The following is a 16,095-nucleotide window of genomic DNA, read 5'->3' as shown; positions in this document are numbered from 1 at the left end:
TAATGAATATTCTTCAAAATCTTAAAGAAAGTGATCCAGTAATATCCAATTTTATTAACTCCGAAAAAAATAGACAGGAAACTCACCTTGAATTAATAGCAAGTGAGAATTTTGCATCAATTGCTGTCATGCAGGCTCAAGGATCTGTCCTTACTAATAAATACGCGGAAGGATTACCTCAAAAAAGATATTACGGGGGATGTGAATTTGTTGATGAAATAGAAGAATTAGCTATTCAGAGAGCGAAAAAATTATTTAATGCAAATTGGGCTAATGTTCAACCTCACAGTGGGGCTCAGGCAAATGCTGCCGTTTTCTTAAGTCTTCTTAAACCTGGCGACACAATCATGGGAATGGATTTATCTCACGGCGGGCACCTTACTCATGGATCTCCAGTCAATATGAGTGGTAAGTGGTTCAATGCAGTTCACTATGGTGTAAATAAAGAAACTAGTGAGCTGAATTTTGATGAAATAAGAGATATAGCATTAGAAACAAAACCAAAATTAATCATATGCGGATATTCTGCTTATCCAAGAACAATTGATTTTGAATCATTTAGAAATATTGCAGATGAAGTTGGTGCATTCTTAATGGCGGACATTGCACACATCGCGGGGCTAGTAGCAAGTAAACTTCACCCAAATCCATTACCATATTGTGATGTAGTAACTACAACTACTCATAAGACATTGAGAGGGCCTAGAGGTGGACTTATCTTATGTAAAGATGCAGAATTTGGAAAGAAATTTGATAAATCTGTTTTCCCAGGAACTCAGGGTGGTCCTCTAGAACATATTATTGCCGCTAAAGCAGTTGCATTTGGAGAAGCTTTAGAACCCGATTTCGTTAATTATTCCCAACAAGTAATAAAAAATGCCAAAGTTCTAGCTTCAACTTTAATAAGTAGGGGTATTGATATTGTTAGTGGAGGCACTGATAATCATATTGTTTTACTCGATTTAAGAAGTATTAATATGACTGGTAAAATTGCCGATTTACTAGTAAGCGAAGTGAATATCACAGCTAATAAAAATACTGTCCCATTTGATCCTGAATCACCTTTTGTGACAAGTGGACTAAGATTGGGTACTGCTGCTTTAACTACCAGAGGCTTTAACGATAGTGCTTTTGCTGAAGTTGGGGAAATTATTGCTGATAGATTACTTAATCCAAGTGATTCACCAATTGAAAGTCAATGTAAAGAAAGAGTATTAGCCTTATGTAATCGTTTTCCTCTTTATGAAGGCAAACTTGAACCATCAATTAAATAATCCTTCTTCCAAGGAAGTTGAAATTCTATCTATAGGAACAGAATTACTTTTAGGAAATATTGTAAATACAAATGCTCAATGGATTTCTGAGCAATTATCTCAATTAGGCTTAAATCACTTTAGGCAATCAACTATAGGAGATAATTTTGATCGAATAATAAAAGTAATTCAAGAAATATCTCAAAGAAGTAATCTTCTTATTACAACAGGTGGATTAGGACCCACTCCAGATGACTTAACTACTAAAGCAATAGCCAAGTCTTTCAATGTGTCTCTCTATGAGAGAACTTACTTATGGGATGAAATCAAACAAAAACTTTCAAATTCAAAGCTGCAAGATAATTCTTCTAGCTTACGGAAACAATGTTTATTCCCAAAAAATGCGCAAATAATTAATAACCCTAGGGGTACTGCCCCAGGAATGATATGGGAACCAATCAAAGGTTTTACTATTCTTACTTTCCCTGGAGTACCTAGTGAAATGAAAACTATGTGGGAAGAGACTGCAGTAGATTACATTCAAAACAAATTCTCAGATGGTTATTCCTTCCTTTCAAATACTCTAAAATTCTCAGGCATTGGAGAATCACACGTCGCAGAGAGAATTAACGATCTTTTAAACCTTAAAAACCCTACTGTTGCGCCATATGCAAACTTAGGGGAAGTTAAACTCAGAATTACAGCTAAAGCCAAGAGTGAATTAGAGGCAAATAAATTAATTAAACCTGTAAAAGAAAAAATAAAAAATGAGTTTTCGAAATTTATTTTTGGAGAAAATGATGATACTCTTCCTAGCGTTTTAATAAAAAAATTAGCCAAAAGAAAGGAAACTATCGTTTTTGCTGAATCCTGTACAGGAGGTCTACTATCTTCATCAATCACATCCATATCAGGCTCATCTCAAGTTTTTCAAGGTAGTATTGTTTCCTATAGTAATGACCTGAAAAACTCATTATTAAATATTTCGGAAGATAAACTTAAAAAATATGGAGCTGTTTCTAAAGAAGTTTGTGAGGCTATGGCAATTAATGTCAAGAAGAAATTAGGAGCAGATTGGTCCATAGCTATTAGTGGAATAGCTGGTCCTAATGGAGGATGTAAAGAAAAGCCTGTTGGATTAGTTCATATTTCGATTTCAGGACCAAATAATCATATTACTAATATCAAAAAAATATTTAACTCAACCAGAAACAGAACAGAGATTCAAACACTAAGTGTAAATCTGTGTTTAAACAGCCTCAGATTAATCCTATTATCTAAGAGTTAGTAACTTTTTTACAAATTGAGTCAAGATACCTTATTTGATAAAGTTTGGGATTTACACAAAGTTTCAAGTCTCCCTGGAGGCTCAGATCAAATTTTTATTGGTCTTCACCTCATTCATGAAGTGACAAGTCCTCAAGCATTTGGTGCTTTAAAAGACAAAAACTTAAAAGTAAAATTTCCTAGCAGAACAGTCGCCACGGTTGATCATATTGTCCCAACAGATAATCAAAGCAGACCTTTCAAAGATAATCTTGCAGAACAAATGATTGACACACTAGAAAGGAACTGCTTACAACATAAAATAAATTTTTTTAATATTGGTAGTGGCAATCAAGGGATAGTGCATGTAGTAGCTCCAGAATTGGGGCTAACGCAGCCTGGGATGACTATCGCTTGTGGCGATTCACACACTTCAACCCATGGGGCTTTTGGTTCAATTGCCTTTGGAATAGGAACTAGCCAAGTAAGAGATGTTCTTGCTACCCAAACCATAGCCATGAACAAACTGAAGGTAAGACAGATTTGGTGTGACAATAAATTATCTAGCGGCGTTTACGCTAAGGATTTAGTGCTTCACATTATTAATAAACTTGGTGTAAAGGCTGGAGTAGGTTTTGCTTATGAATTCGCAGGCCCTGCGATCGATGAATTATCAATGGAAGAAAGGATGACAATATGCAATATGTCTATTGAAGGGGGAGCGAGATGCGGCTATATAAACCCTGATGAAAAGACCTTTAGCTACATTAAAAATAAATTATATGCTCCAAAAAATGAAAATTGGGATAAAGCGCTCTTATGGTGGAAATCATTAAAAAGCGATGAAAATTCTATTTATGATGATGTAATTAAATTAGATGCTTCAAAAGTAGAACCAACTGTAACCTGGGGGATTACTCCCGGTCAAAGTTTAGGAATCAATCAACAGATTCCTCAATTAGCTGACTTGTCACCAAATGACCAATTTATTGCTGAAGAGGCTTATGAATATATGGGTTTCAAACCAGGACAATCAATAAAAGATACTCCAGTAGATGTTTGTTTCATAGGCAGTTGCACAAATGGGAGAATTAGTGACTTAAGAGTTGCAGCTAAAGTATTGAAAGACAAAAAAGTATCTGAAAAAGTAAAAGCATTTGTAGTCCCAGGTTCAGAGAAAGTGGCCACAGAAGCAAAAAAAGAAGGTCTTGATGAGATCTTTAAAGATTCTGGATTTCAATGGAGAGAGCCAGGCTGCTCTATGTGTTTAGCAATGAATTCAGATAAGCTAATAGGTAATCAAGTAAGTGCTAGTTCTAGCAATAGAAATTTCAAAGGCAGACAAGGATCTCCAAGCGGAAGAACACTGCTTATGAGTCCAGCAATGGTTGCTGCTGCTGCAATTAATGGCAAAGTAAGTGACGTTCGAGAATTTATAAACATATGAAATCAGAATTCACCCCACCATTTGGAAAAATTACGCAAATAGTTGGGCAATGCATCTCATTGATAGGTAACGATATTGATACGGATCGAATAATTCCCGCACGTTTCTTGAAGTGTGTTAATTTTGATTCATTGGGAAAATCTGTATTTGAAGACGATAGAGAAACATTAAAGGGACAGCATCCTTTCGATTTAGAGGAAAACAAAAATGCTTCAATATTAATTGTTAATAGCAATTTTGGATGTGGTTCCAGCAGAGAACATGCTCCCCAAGCACTTATGAGATGGGGTATAAAAGCAATAATAGGTGAGAGTTTTGCAGAAATTTTTTATAGCAATTGTATTGCAATTGGAATTCCATGTTTCACACTTCCTAAAAAATCAATACAAGATATTCAAAAATATACCGATAACAAGAGTTTATTCTTAGAAATTGGAATCAAAAATTCCTTAGCAAAATCAAAAGATTTAAATTTTAATCTTGAGATCAAGGAAAGCTCAAGAAAAATGTTTTTATCAGGAGAATGGGATGCAACTTCAACACTACTTGAGAATGAAAATCTAATTGAAAATAAATTTAATAATTTACCCTATTTAAAATTTTAATTCTTATTTCTTGTAGTTATTTAAATCCAAACAAATTAAACAAAATTCCGCCCGCTTGATTATGAGGTTGATAAAAAATACCAAATTCATAGGATCTTTTTTTCCAATTTAATGAGATTTTTGAATTTATGAATTCTCCATAATCATTAGAATCACTATCTAAGTTTATTGTTCCACTACTTTTGAGCATAATTGGGCCAAAAAGTTGTTGGTCAAAACCAATATCCAAGGTGAATTTGTCAGAAATTTGGTCAAATTTAAATATACTATCTCCGTTTTTTAATTTAAAATAAGGGAAAATACTAATTCTTGTGTAATCGAAAGTCTTTGTTTTGAAATTTCCTAAGATTAACTCTGGGCCAAAACCGAAACCAATATATTCTTGATGTTTTCCATCATCATATAGAGAATATGATGCTGCTAGTCTCGTATTTAGACTTAGTCCTTTTTTAATAGGCTCATAAATATACTCATAAGAACTATCAATCATTTTACTCTTAGGTTTATCAACACTTATTGGGATATTTTGATCTAAGGAGTAAAACAAATTACCTTTAGGACTATCAACTAAGTTTTTACTAAATAAGGCCTCTCCTTTTAAATGTGCCAGACCTAAAGATAAAACTTCAGTTTTATTTATACCCTTGACTTCCCAAGTATGTTTTTTTTCTAATTTTGAACCATATCCTGCATAAATTTCAGTTTCCCCCAATGAACCATTCCATACTCTATCTCTATAAACTCCGTAAAAACTTTTATCCCATTTAGCATTTAAAAAATTGATTTCTTTGTTCAAAATAGATTTAAATCTGAGCGCATCAGAAAATTTATTAGTATCAAAGGAGTTTATTTGGTTAACTATTTCCAAATCCCAATTATTAACTTTACCTTTTATTTCTGATTTAACTCCAAAATAATCAGCAAATTCAGCATCTCTTTCTACTTTTTCTCCAGTTATTAAATCTCCTTTCTTTACGAAACTCTTTGTCTTTCCATTGATTGAACGTTGAATTAAAAATTGTGGTTCTAAATTAATAATAAAATCATCAGATAAGTTAAAGGAATTAAGTTTTCTACCAATAAACAAACCATCCTTATCAAGCTTGTCATAACCAATGGACCAACTACTTTTTAAATCATTTTGTGCGGATTTATTAAACGCTCTGCTACCAAACCAAAATGGGATTGAAACATTTTCATCCAAAACTAAATAATTTAAAGATGATCTAAATCTTAATTCTTCCTTCAACGAATAAGCTTCCAATGAATTAATCTCTAATTTTACTTGTTTAGATTGCAAGATATCATTAGAAAATATTGCTTTATTACTCTTCCATTTTTTCCCATCAATAGTGATTCTTTGCGTAGAAAAAATCCAATTATTAACCTTATCAGGAGTATTTAAAACTTCATTTTTTTCTAATTTAAGTAAACCTTCAATCTTATTTGAATCTGATAAGCTGAAATTTGAGGACAAGTCCTCCATCAAGGTATTGGAATTAATATATCCCTGAACATCTAACAAATAACCTTTTTTACTAATAAAGCTGTACTCTAATTGTGAAACTTTAAAGATTTGATCCCCAAATATTAAGAGAATATTTCCTTTAGCACTAATTTCTTTATTTAACTTATCGTAAGTTAAATTATCAGCTTTAAGAAGTTTTCCTCTATACGACACATATACGTTGCCTTCTGCATAAATAACATCATTTATTTCAGATTGTTTATCTGATTGGATAACTATCTCATTTTCCTTTTCGCTAATAACAGCTAATAGTGACTCTGATTGATTTAACAAATTCTGTGAGTATTTAATATTAGATATTTTTAAACTACTTAATTTAGAATCTAGATTATTTTCGCTTGAAATAATTTCCTCAAAGTCAGCAGATTTTGATGGCTGTATAAAATTAATAAATAAAAGAAAAATAAATATTACTTTATTTGATATCCCTGAAATCAAAATCAACAAATTAAATTAAAGGATTAATCTTGAGGACTCTCTAAGTCTTTCCTGTTTGGTGTTCTTGTTGGGTCACTCGCCAAGAATCCAAAGAGAAAGATTCCAACAAAGAAAAAGACGATTGTGTAAACAGAAATTTTTAAGGCAAGCATGGAAATAGGTGTGCTGACAGATTTATATCCTATTAAATTTATATTTAAATTATGGTAAAAGGTTTACTTTTTGTATTTTTGGAAAATTTTGAAATACTTTATAGAGATTAATCATCATGGTCATCCCAAGGATCTGTAAGCTTTGCAGCTTTGGGTCCAAATGCAGTCCAAAGACCAAAACCAGTTAAAGCTAGAAGTATTGCCAGAATTGTTACGGCTATGGAAACTGCAGGATCTGGCGCAGATGATAAAGTTTGCATCAATTTTGCTAAGTTTGTAAACAATTTATGTATAAGTTCTTATACAATAGCGAAATAATATACGATTTTGTGAATTCAACATGGGTCAAAAAACAGCCTTAGGAAGTCTTTTAAAAGCAATTGGCAATTCAGGTCAAGGAAAAGTTGTACCTGGTTGGGGAGCAGTTCCTGTTATGACAGTCATAGGATTACTACTTCTGGTTTTTTTAGTTATTCTTCTACAGATTTATAATCAATCTCTACTTTTACAAGGTTTCTCAGTAGATTGGAATGGAAACTAATTTTCTGAAAGTCTTTAAAAAAGTTATTTAATTAATCTAAAATTACTAAATAAAATTTTATTGGAATTTTTGTTTTCATTAGATAGGTGTAAGTTTTTATATATTTATAATCCTCAATGAAAGGAGACTTAGAGATACCTCATGAATGAAATATATTTAATTGGATTGGGAAATCCAGGTAAAAAATACTCAAACAGTAGACATAATATAGGTTTTTTGCTTCTTGAAAATCTCTCGAAAAAATATAATTCAAATTTTTTATTAAAGGATAAACTTAAAAGTTTCTGCTCAGAATTCAAAACCAATGATTCCACTTACAGGTTATTCTTACCCAATACGTTTATGAATAATAGTGGTGAGGCTGTCCAGGCAATAGTAGATTGGTACAAAATTAGTTTAGATCAAATTTTTGTAATAGTAGATGATAAAGATCTTCCCCTTGGAAAAATAAGATTTAGAAAAAAAGGGAGTTCAGGAGGACATAATGGTCTTAAAAGCATCATTGAGAAATTGCAAACTCATAACTTTAATAGAATAAGAATTGGTATTGGTTCTCCTCCTTCAAGTAAAGAAGGAACCAATAATTTCAATACAATTTCTCATGTATTAGGCAATATTTCTCTAGAAGAAAAATCAATATTGGATAAAGTATATCTCAGGGTAATAGAGTCCCTCGAACAATTAAATACTAAAAAAGAAGAATACATAATAAATAAATTAAATTCTTTTGATAAAGACCAAATATAAAAATGAGTTCAAAACCAGAAACAATAGCCAATGTAAGTGTTAAAGAATATTGCTTCGCAAAAAAACAAATTAAGGGAGTTGTAGAAGCTAGTCAATTTAAATGGACTTTTATATGGTCTTTTAATAAAGGTTTGTTATTAGTGAATCCTCCTTTGGGAAGAGCATTAATTGAGAATGCCCTATTAAGATTTTTATTGAAAAAAGATTATGAACTAGAAGCTGGTAATGAATATAAATTTACTATTTCAGCCAAGTTTTAATTTCGATATGTTCAGGCAAAGTGAATTTATAATTACAATAATCTTCCAAAATTATTAAGGCTGAGACAGCATCCAAGTTTTTATTCATGATAAAAATTTCTTTTGGGAGGAAAGTTTTTAAACCTCTAATTGGGAAAAGTTCAAAATATCTCTTTTTAGCTCTGAAAGTTGTATTTTTCTCTTCAACAATAATTAGATCTTTCTTTATAAATTCAAGTTTTTCTATATTTTGTCTACTAGTTGTCCCATTACCTATTATAACTTTTGATATATTTTCATTACTATTTAAAGTTTTTACATAATTTGGTAGAAATTCAGTATTGAGGACTATTGCTTGATCAACTTTTTTTTGATGCAAATCAACCAATACCAAACCGCATTTACATTTTCCAGGATCAATAGATATCAATTTAAACATAAAGGATTAAAGTCTAGTAACATTCAACTCAACTATTATTGACTCTGCAGTTTTACTATCTTTTAAAGAGACAACCTCTAAAAGATATTTATTTTTTTGATTTATCTTTATAGAGTCTCTAATTTTTTTAAGAAAGTCCCCTTTTGTCTTAATTTCGTTGACGACAGATCCTCTTGACTTGATTTTGTCTCTAGTTTTTTTCAACAAAGTGTTGATTGTTGAATTGATGTTTTCAATATCCAGATCTTTTTTTTCAAGAATTGAGCTAGTTATAACTTCCCCTCTTCTAACAATAATTTGATTTTCCAGCAATTCTGGATATACAAAAACAAAATTATCTCCTTTCAAAACATTTGTTGCTGCTTTAATCAATATGATCCAATTACCCCCTTTTGCCGTTGCTCCTTCAATTTCATTAATATCACTAGATCTCCACAAAAGAATATTTTTTATTTCTTTTTTACTAGGAATTACAATTTTCTGAACATATCTATCTGCACTATTGTAAATCTTTCCTAGATCTAATTTTATATTTGGATTAGAAATAACTTCTCCAATAAATAAAGTTTGTCCTCTTTTAATTACTACATTTCCTCTTCTAAATTCTTTAATATCACTTTTTAATTGATTTAATTCCTTTTCTTTATTATTAATCTTATCTTCAAGCTTCTTTCTTTCTTGCTGCAAAGGAAGAAGCGCCTTTTTACTCTCATCCAAAGTTTTTTGTAAAAAAGGAATATCAACAAAAAGTCTTTGCCTAAATTCTTCACTAACTAAAATCAATAATCCTATAGATATTGCACTAATAAAACCTCCAGTTATTATCGTTACAATTGTAGCTGTTTTCTTTGGTCTTAATTTTAAAATACTAAATCTTGCTTTACCAATCTTTGTACCAAGCAGGTCCCCAAATGGTGCAATTAATCCTCCAAGTAATATTAAAAAAGCAATTAAAATCCAGGCCACACTATTTCATGCACTCAATACATCATAATTAATGATGAATCAATTAAATTTTTTTGCAAGAGCTATTGGGTCAAATACTGTAATCTTTTTTCTTTCAATATTAAGGAGTCCAGAATCCTTTAAATCACCCAATAATCTTGTAATCGTTACTCTTGTTGAACCAATAGCTTCAGCAATAGCTTGATGTGATAGTCTCAAATCTATTGTAATACCTTTTTCACTGGCGACTCCAAAGTCTCTACAAAGAACCATTAAAAAGCTTACCAAACGAGAAGACATATCTCTATGAGTTAGAGTTTCTATCATTGTTTCTGTCTGTAAGATCCTGCTTGAAAGGCCCTGTAATAATAATAGGCCTACTGATGCATCTTCCTCTATTGCTCTTAAAACAGAATTCGCAGGCGCTGTTATCATTTCCACTCTTGTGAATGCTATGGCATGATAAAAACGATCAGATCTATGGCCTGTTAGAAGAGATAAAACACCAAAGAGACTATTTTCTCTTAATAGAGCAACAGTTATCTCTTCACCTGACTCATATACTCTTGACAATCTTACTGCTCCTCTCCTTATCAGATAAACCCTCTCGGCAGGATCCCCAGGGAAAAATATTGTTTTAGATCTCTCAACCATTTCTGTGCTTGCACCCTCCAGACCTCTAATTACTTCCATTAAAGTTCTATTGATTGGGAAACGTTCTCCAACAGAGTTGATTTTACTTTGTCCGGATTGTTGCGAATTAAAGCGGCTGAATCCTCGAGAAGAAGGTATCATAAATATCTTGACTATTAAAAAACTTAAGAAGACACCATAAAATATCTTGTATCAACAGTAACAATTTTCAATTCTTATTTATTTCTCTATGAAATTCTCTCGGTTAATTTCAACTTTTTAAAAGTTTTTTTTAAGTAAAATTACACTATATGCAGTGTAAATAAATTCAAATTATACTGCATGTAGAAAATAATCTAAATTAATGCTAATTAGTTCATCTAATAGTTATTCTCAAAGTAATTCTGATTTAGTAAATATAAGTTCTGCTAAAAAAATAAACTTAAAAAAATTTACACAAAATGGGCAAATCCAAATATATCAATCATCCTATAGAGGAAGCTATTCTTCTATAATTAGAGATTCTCTAAGAAATGCAGCTCTAGGCAGGAAAGTACTTTTAGTACAATTTATGAAAGGAGGTGTTAAACAAGGAATTACTAATTCAGTAAAGCTTTGTGGTAATTTAACTTGGTTAAGATCAGCACATTCTTTTGATCAATATCATTCTGAAGAAATTGAAAATAATCCAAATATAAAAAAATCTATTCATGAATCTACTTATGAATTATGGAATTTTTGCAAGAAAGAATTACTTTCTGGTGAAAATGATCAAATCATACTAGATGAAATTTTTCTTGCAATTGAGATGAAAATCATCGATAAGGATGATTTGATTTCAACACTTGAAAACCGATTTATATCAGGAGATGTAATCCTTACTGGTACAGATATCCCCAAAGATTTATTATTAATGGCCAACCAAATCACCGAACTTCGCTCATAAACCAATGCTTAAAAACGATCTCTGGATAAATCAAAAAGCATCTGAGGGAATGATACACCCCTTCCAATCAAATTTGATAAGGCATCTTGAACCTAATAATCAACAAAAGCCAGTTTTGAGTTACGGATGTTCATCTTATGGATATGATTTAAGACTCTCATCAAATGAATTTCTAATATTTAGACATATCCCTGGTACTGTGATGAATCCCAAAAGGTTTAATCCTGATAATTTAGAAAAAACTATTCTTCACCATGATGATGATGGAGACTTTTTTATTTTTCCTGCACATTCCTATGGTTTAGGGGTGGCTTTAGAAAAAATGAAAGTACCAGATAATATAACTGTGATTTGCATAGGAAAAAGTACTTACGCAAGACTTGGAATTATAGTTAATACAACACCTGCAGAAGCAGGATGGGAGGGCCACCTAACTTTGGAGTTTAGTAATAGTTCAGGTGCAGATTGCAGAATTTATGCTGACGAGGGTATTTGTCAACTACTCTTTTTTGAAGGTGATCCTTGCTCCACCACCTATGAAGATAGAAGAGGTAAATATCAAAACCAACCAGAAAAAGTAACTCTAGCAAAGATATAAAATGAGTAAAGTCGAACTGATTTCATTAACTCCTGATGCAGAAAAAACAATGGCTTACATTGCAAGAGTTAGTAATCCAAAAAATCAGAAAAACGAAGATTATTCGAAATTATTGAGTTATTGCATTAAGAATGAACATTGGAGTGTATTTGAACAGTCATTTATGACCTTACAAATAGAAACCAACCGAGGAATTGCAGCTCAAATTTTAAGACATCGATCATTTACTTTCCAGGAATTTTCACAGAGATACGCAGATAGTTCTCAATTGGGGAATATTCCTTTACCAGAGTTGAGAAGACAAGATTTTAAAAATAGGCAAAATTCAATTCCTGATCTACCTGATGAGTTAAAAAATAAATTCAATGCAAAAATTGCATCACACTTTAAAGCTGCTTCAGAATTATATGAAGATTTACTTGCTGAAGGAATAGCTAAAGAATGTGCGAGATTTATTTTACCATTAGCAACTCCAACGAGAATCTACATGTCTGGATCATGTAGATCATGGATACATTACATTCATTTAAGATCAGCTCATGGTACTCAAGAAGAGCACATGTCTATTGCCCAAAATTGCAAGTCTATTTTCAAAAAAAGTTTTCCGATTGTATCAAAATCCTTAGATTGGTAATAATTATCCATGACTACGAGGATTAACTTTATTTTTATTATTTCCTTTTAATATTGAAAAGTCATTATTAATAATTTCTTCGTGAGATTTTGCTTTTTTTTCTATTTGATCAATAGAATCTCTTATTGTAAATTCTTCTTGTTTACCAATAAAAGTAGATATTAAATTACCTTTTTTGTCAAAAAGATTAACTTGAGGAATCCCATTAACATCAAATTTTCGGATGTAATTATCCCATTTTTGATTATCAACATTTAAAAAAACAAAATTAAAATCTTTCTCGTATTCCTCTTTTAATGAAGATACTTTTGGAGCCATTTCTTTGCAAACTTCACACCATTCAGCATAAAATTCAAGGAAAGTGGGCTTATTGTTTTTAAAAGCTATTTCAGGATCAACAGATAATTCTCCAAAACTCTTAAGAAGATAAGTTGATTGAAAAATAAAATTTCTAAATAAAACCACAGCAATAATAACAACAGCAATAAGTAAAACGAGTATTGCTTTAAAATTTGGGTTTAATAGTGGCTCTCTACTCTCAGATTGCATTATAAATTGTTACTCACTAAAGACATTTTAAATAAGTTAGACAAATAAAGAGAATTTAAATCGGTTACCTTTTAATCAACTGATAAAATAAGAACTAAATAATGATCAAAATATATTTGATTCCTGAAATCTAATTATGCAATCAATCTTTGGAACTGATGGGATAAGAGGAAGATTTAATAAAGAGATAACTTATTCTCTAGCCTATAAAGTTGGATATGCTTTAGGTTCAAATTTAGAAAATAATAATCCAATATTAATTGGAAGAGATACAAGGATTAGTGGAGATATTCTGCTTCAGGCAATAACAAAAGGTATAAATGCAAGTGGCAGAAAATTCATAAATCTTGGAATATGCCCTACCCCAGCTATCCCTTTTTTAATCAAAAAAGAAAAAATGAGTAGCGGGATAATGATATCTGCTAGTCATAATCCACCAGAATACAATGGCATAAAAATCTTTGATCATAATGGTCAAAAAATTACTAAAGAAGTTGAAAATAAAATTCAAAAATTAGTTGAAGAACAAAATCAAAATCAATCAGTTCCTAGAAAAGAGTTCTCTTTAAAAACAAATAAAGAACTTATGGATATTTATATGAAAAGCTTAACCGACACAATGGGCGGAGAAAATTTAAGCGGCTTGAAAATAATATTAGACACATGCTATGGATCAGCTACAACCTGCGCAAAAAAAATTTTTAAGAATCTTGGAGCTGATGTAAGAGTTATCAATAACTCAAAAAATGGTTTAAAAATTAATATGAACTGTGGTTCTACTAACCTTGAACCAATAAAAAAAGAATTAGAAGAAAATCCTGCAGATATGGGATTTAGCTTCGATGGTGATGCCGATAGAGTAATTGGATTAGATTCTAAAGGCAATGTATTAGATGGAGATCATATTCTTTTTCTTTGGGGGAGAGAACTTATGGAACAAAAGATTCTTACAAATAATTTACTAATATCAACTCAAATGGCAAATTTAGGTTTTGAAAAAGCCTGGAACAAAATTGGTGGGATTTTACATAGAACTGATGTAGGAGATAAATACGTTCATGACGCAATTAAGGAAAAAAGAGCTGTTTTAGGAGGTGAGCAGTCAGGTCATATACTGTCAAAAATTAATAACTTTTCTGGAGATGGGATACTGACTGCACTTCAAATTGCTAAATACTGTAAAAAGAAAAATATTACTTTAAATGATTGGTTTAAAAGCAGTTTCGACCCTTTTCCTCAGAAACTAACCAACATCAATTTAGATTTTAATATTAATAAAATAAACCCAAAAACCAGAATCTTAATTGATCGAACTATAGAAATTTACCAGGCAAATAATTCAGATAATTTTAGAGTTTATATAAGACCTAGTGGAACAGAACCCTTAATGCGAGTTCTTGTTGAGGCCAAAAATCATACCAAAGTCAATTCTTTATCAAGTGAAATAACAAACAAACTCTCTTTGGAAATTAATAAAATAATGAATTAATTATGAATCAAATTTTTATATAAATCCTCTCAAAAATATGAAGTTGGTTAAGAATAACATACTTCTCCCTATTAGTTTTAAATTTATTTGGATTAAAACTTTCGGAATAATTAAAATCCTTTTTATCCATTTTTTTAAAATTAGAATTTCTTGATATAGTGCAATCCATATAATCGAATAAATCCTTTACATCAGTTTTTATAAAAATTAGTGATCCTTTTTGCAATGAGTTTGAGAGAGTATCAATAAATTCTTTCTGGATTACTCGCCTTTTATAATGTCTCTTCTTAAACCAAGGATCTGGAAAGTTAAAAGAAATACTTTTTACATTCTCTATAAAAAAGTTACTCTGGACATCATTAAAAATATTATTAGCATTGCCAAATACAAAATATAAATTTTTAATTTCTCTATCTCGCACTTTTAATTTAGCAGTTTTAACTAATTTCTCACGTATTTCAATTCCTAAATAATTCCAACTGGTATTAACTAAAGCTAAATCAAATAGAAACTCACCCGCAGCACAACCTATATCCAAATGCAGATTCAATTTAGGATCACCAAACATTTCAATCAAAGAAGGTATTCTCTCAATTTCATTGAAATTTTTACTAAGCGGATTAACATGCTGTCTCATACAAGTATTAATCTATTCCTCGGCAATAATATAAAAATTTATAATATTCATAACTATGACAATAGTAAGTTAAAAAGTAACAGTTTGATGTTTAATTATTATGTATGTAAAAAAGAAAAAGTTTTGAACGTTTTTAATCAAATTTCTATTTGGCTATCTTTTCAACTTTCAATAATTTTCCTTGTTGGTATTCCTATTACTTTATTCTTTTGGTCAATTAAAAAAAGAAATCAAGCTGTTAATAAACTTCTATCAATTTATTGGAAAATATCCCTTTTATTTTTTATAAGCCTTTTACTTTTAATAGGTAAGTTTAATTATGCTCTTCTAGTAACAAATATTTCAACATTATTAATGACAATTTCAGTTTGGTTTTGGAACGATATAAATGATGAATTAAAAGAATATGACTTTACTTACCCCCTTACTACAACGACAAAAGTGTGGAGATGGTCTCTTACTTTTATATCTCTAAATTTCTTAATCCAAAGTTTGCAAAACTTTAACTGCTTTTCTTCTATTAATTCTGCTGCATGTGAGATATGGCTTCAGCCTTCTTCAAATTTATATATTATTATCAAAAATTTATTTAATTTTTTCTTCGGAGCTAACTTTACTCAGCCCATAGCAAAATTTTTAGGATTATTTTCATTATTAATTTATACTTTAGGATTGATTCAATGGTCAATAATTAAATTACCTAAAAATGGAAGAAACTCTTCTTTCTCCGAAAATGGCAGATATTAATTTATTAAATAACTTAGAAAAAATAAGTTCCTTGATACCTAATAGGGTACTTAAAATAGAGGGTTAGACTCTAAAAGAAAATCATAAAGAACAGTTAGAAATAATTATTTTCAAAGGTTTCAGTAGCTCTACCACTCATCCAACTGAAATAGATTTAGAAAAAAAGTTATTCAATTTAGATATATACTTACAAAGTTTAAATTTTTTAAAGCACCTTTAAAGGAAACAAAAAACTTTATAAGAGAAAATTAAAACTTAATTT

General features: G+C 30.6%; 21 protein-coding genes. 13 read left to right on the top strand and 8 right to left on the bottom strand.

Annotated elements, in window-relative coordinates; all coding sequences use genetic code 11:
• The first annotated feature begins 2 nt into the window (after positions 1-2).
• The 4 genes from glyA to leuD are packed head-to-tail and all read left to right on the top strand — an operon-like array spanning position 3 to position 4,571.
• A complete protein-coding gene (glyA, locus tag EU96_RS00410) occupies positions 3-1,274 on the top strand; it encodes a serine hydroxymethyltransferase (RefSeq protein ID WP_032527549.1) in 1,272 nt (423 codons plus the stop codon).
• Positions 1,243-2,541, top strand: a complete 1,299-nt coding sequence (locus EU96_RS00415; RefSeq protein WP_032527548.1) for a competence/damage-inducible protein A — start codon at positions 1,243-1,245, stop codon at positions 2,539-2,541. Before glyA ends, EU96_RS00415 begins: the two co-directional genes overlap by 32 nt.
• A 15-nt stretch (positions 2,542-2,556) precedes the next feature.
• The gene (gene leuC, locus EU96_RS00420) at positions 2,557-3,966 is read left to right on the top strand and encodes a 3-isopropylmalate dehydratase large subunit (protein ID WP_032527547.1); all 1,410 of its coding nucleotides are present in this window, start codon (positions 2,557-2,559) and stop codon (positions 3,964-3,966) included.
• Positions 3,963-4,571: a 3-isopropylmalate dehydratase small subunit gene (leuD, locus tag EU96_RS0109540; protein WP_032527546.1), complete on the top strand. Its 609-nt coding sequence runs from the start codon at positions 3,963-3,965 to the stop codon at positions 4,569-4,571. The genes leuC and leuD overlap by 4 nt, the downstream gene beginning before the upstream one ends.
• 16 nt (positions 4,572-4,587) lie before the next feature.
• On the opposite strand, the gene EU96_RS00425 is transcribed toward leuD, so the two are convergent.
• From EU96_RS00425 to psbN, 3 genes are all read right to left on the bottom strand, one after another.
• Positions 4,588-6,537, bottom strand: a complete 1,950-nt coding sequence (locus tag EU96_RS00425) for a DUF3769 domain-containing protein (RefSeq protein WP_032527611.1) — start codon at positions 6,535-6,537, stop codon at positions 4,588-4,590.
• 23 nt (positions 6,538-6,560) lie between these two features.
• A complete protein-coding gene (locus tag EU96_RS00430; RefSeq protein ID WP_002805124.1) occupies positions 6,561-6,689 on the bottom strand; it encodes a photosystem II reaction center protein I in 129 nt (42 codons plus the stop codon).
• 107 nt (positions 6,690-6,796) lie between these two features.
• The gene (gene psbN / locus EU96_RS00435; protein WP_025900277.1) at positions 6,797-6,949 is read right to left on the bottom strand and encodes a photosystem II reaction center protein PsbN; all 153 of its coding nucleotides are present in this window, start codon (positions 6,947-6,949) and stop codon (positions 6,797-6,799) included.
• Between the two features lie 80 nt (positions 6,950-7,029).
• On the opposite strand from psbN, the gene psbH reads away from it, so the two are divergent.
• The 3 genes from psbH to EU96_RS00450 all read left to right on the top strand — a co-directional run bounded on the left by psbH (position 7,030) and on the right by EU96_RS00450 (position 8,237).
• Positions 7,030-7,230: a photosystem II reaction center phosphoprotein PsbH gene (gene psbH, locus EU96_RS00440; RefSeq protein WP_002805661.1), complete on the top strand. Its 201-nt coding sequence runs from the start codon at positions 7,030-7,032 to the stop codon at positions 7,228-7,230.
• Positions 7,231-7,371: 141 nt separating this feature from the next.
• On the top strand, positions 7,372-7,977 hold the full coding sequence (gene pth, locus EU96_RS00445) for an aminoacyl-tRNA hydrolase (RefSeq protein WP_032527545.1): 606 nt from the start codon (positions 7,372-7,374) through the stop codon (positions 7,975-7,977).
• Positions 7,978-7,979: 2 nt separating this feature from the next.
• The gene (locus EU96_RS00450; RefSeq protein ID WP_032527544.1) at positions 7,980-8,237 is read left to right on the top strand and encodes a DUF3146 family protein; all 258 of its coding nucleotides are present in this window, start codon (positions 7,980-7,982) and stop codon (positions 8,235-8,237) included.
• Here the strand turns inward: EU96_RS00450 and EU96_RS00455 are convergent.
• The 3 genes from EU96_RS00455 to ntcA are packed head-to-tail and all read right to left on the bottom strand — an operon-like array spanning position 8,218 to position 10,395.
• A complete protein-coding gene (locus tag EU96_RS00455) occupies positions 8,218-8,655 on the bottom strand; it encodes a hypothetical protein (RefSeq protein WP_032527543.1) in 438 nt (145 codons plus the stop codon). The genes EU96_RS00450 and EU96_RS00455 overlap by 20 nt on opposite strands.
• A gap of 6 nt (positions 8,656-8,661) precedes the next feature.
• Positions 8,662-9,621: a DUF3084 domain-containing protein gene (locus EU96_RS00460; protein WP_032527542.1), complete on the bottom strand. Its 960-nt coding sequence runs from the start codon at positions 9,619-9,621 to the stop codon at positions 8,662-8,664.
• 39 nt (positions 9,622-9,660) lie between these two features.
• The gene (ntcA, locus tag EU96_RS00465; RefSeq protein WP_032527541.1) at positions 9,661-10,395 is read right to left on the bottom strand and encodes a global nitrogen regulator NtcA; all 735 of its coding nucleotides are present in this window, start codon (positions 10,393-10,395) and stop codon (positions 9,661-9,663) included.
• A 202-nt stretch (positions 10,396-10,597) separates the two neighbouring features.
• Between ntcA and EU96_RS00470 the strand changes: the two genes are divergently transcribed.
• The 3 genes from EU96_RS00470 to thyX are packed head-to-tail and all read left to right on the top strand — an operon-like array spanning position 10,598 to position 12,411.
• Entirely contained in the window at positions 10,598-11,179 is a 582-nt protein-coding gene (locus EU96_RS00470) for a cob(I)yrinic acid a,c-diamide adenosyltransferase (RefSeq protein ID WP_032527540.1), read from the top strand.
• A gap of 4 nt (positions 11,180-11,183) precedes the next feature.
• Positions 11,184-11,777, top strand: coding sequence for a dCTP deaminase (gene dcd / locus EU96_RS00475; protein ID WP_032527539.1), 594 nt, complete (start codon positions 11,184-11,186; stop codon positions 11,775-11,777).
• Between the two features lies 1 nt (position 11,778).
• Positions 11,779-12,411, top strand: coding sequence for an FAD-dependent thymidylate synthase (gene thyX, locus EU96_RS00480; RefSeq protein WP_032527538.1), 633 nt, complete (start codon positions 11,779-11,781; stop codon positions 12,409-12,411).
• Between the two features lie 3 nt (positions 12,412-12,414).
• On the opposite strand, the gene EU96_RS00485 is transcribed toward thyX, so the two are convergent.
• On the bottom strand, positions 12,415-12,960 hold the full coding sequence (locus tag EU96_RS00485; RefSeq protein ID WP_032527537.1) for a thioredoxin domain-containing protein: 546 nt from the start codon (positions 12,958-12,960) through the stop codon (positions 12,415-12,417).
• A gap of 136 nt (positions 12,961-13,096) precedes the next feature.
• Here EU96_RS00485 and glmM point away from each other — a divergent pair, with 136 nt between their 5' ends.
• Entirely contained in the window at positions 13,097-14,449 is a 1,353-nt protein-coding gene (glmM, locus tag EU96_RS00490; RefSeq protein ID WP_032527536.1) for a phosphoglucosamine mutase, read from the top strand.
• A 7-nt stretch (positions 14,450-14,456) separates the two neighbouring features.
• Here the strand turns inward: glmM and trmB are convergent, their stop codons facing one another.
• Entirely contained in the window at positions 14,457-15,086 is a 630-nt protein-coding gene (gene trmB, locus EU96_RS00495; protein WP_032527535.1) for a tRNA (guanosine(46)-N7)-methyltransferase TrmB, read from the bottom strand.
• A gap of 123 nt (positions 15,087-15,209) precedes the next feature.
• Here trmB and EU96_RS00500 point away from each other — a divergent pair, with 123 nt between their 5' ends.
• Together EU96_RS00500 and EU96_RS10720 are read left to right on the top strand one after the other, a co-directional pair.
• Positions 15,210-15,833 carry a DUF3177 family protein gene (locus tag EU96_RS00500; protein WP_032527610.1) on the top strand — a complete coding sequence of 208 codons (624 nt, stop codon included), beginning with the start codon at positions 15,210-15,212 and terminating at the stop codon, positions 15,831-15,833.
• A 100-nt stretch (positions 15,834-15,933) separates the two neighbouring features.
• Positions 15,934-16,053 (top strand): hypothetical protein, encoded by a 120-nt coding sequence (locus tag EU96_RS10720; protein WP_440589346.1) that lies wholly within the window; start codon positions 15,934-15,936, stop codon positions 16,051-16,053.
• Positions 16,054-16,095: the final 42 nt, after the last annotated feature.

It is taken from the genome of Prochlorococcus marinus str. MIT 9302 (assembly GCF_000759975.1).
Taxonomy (GTDB): Bacteria; Cyanobacteriota; Cyanobacteriia; order PCC-6307; family Cyanobiaceae; genus Prochlorococcus_A; species Prochlorococcus_A marinus_M.
This window is presented reverse-complemented; position numbering and strand designations above follow the sequence as displayed.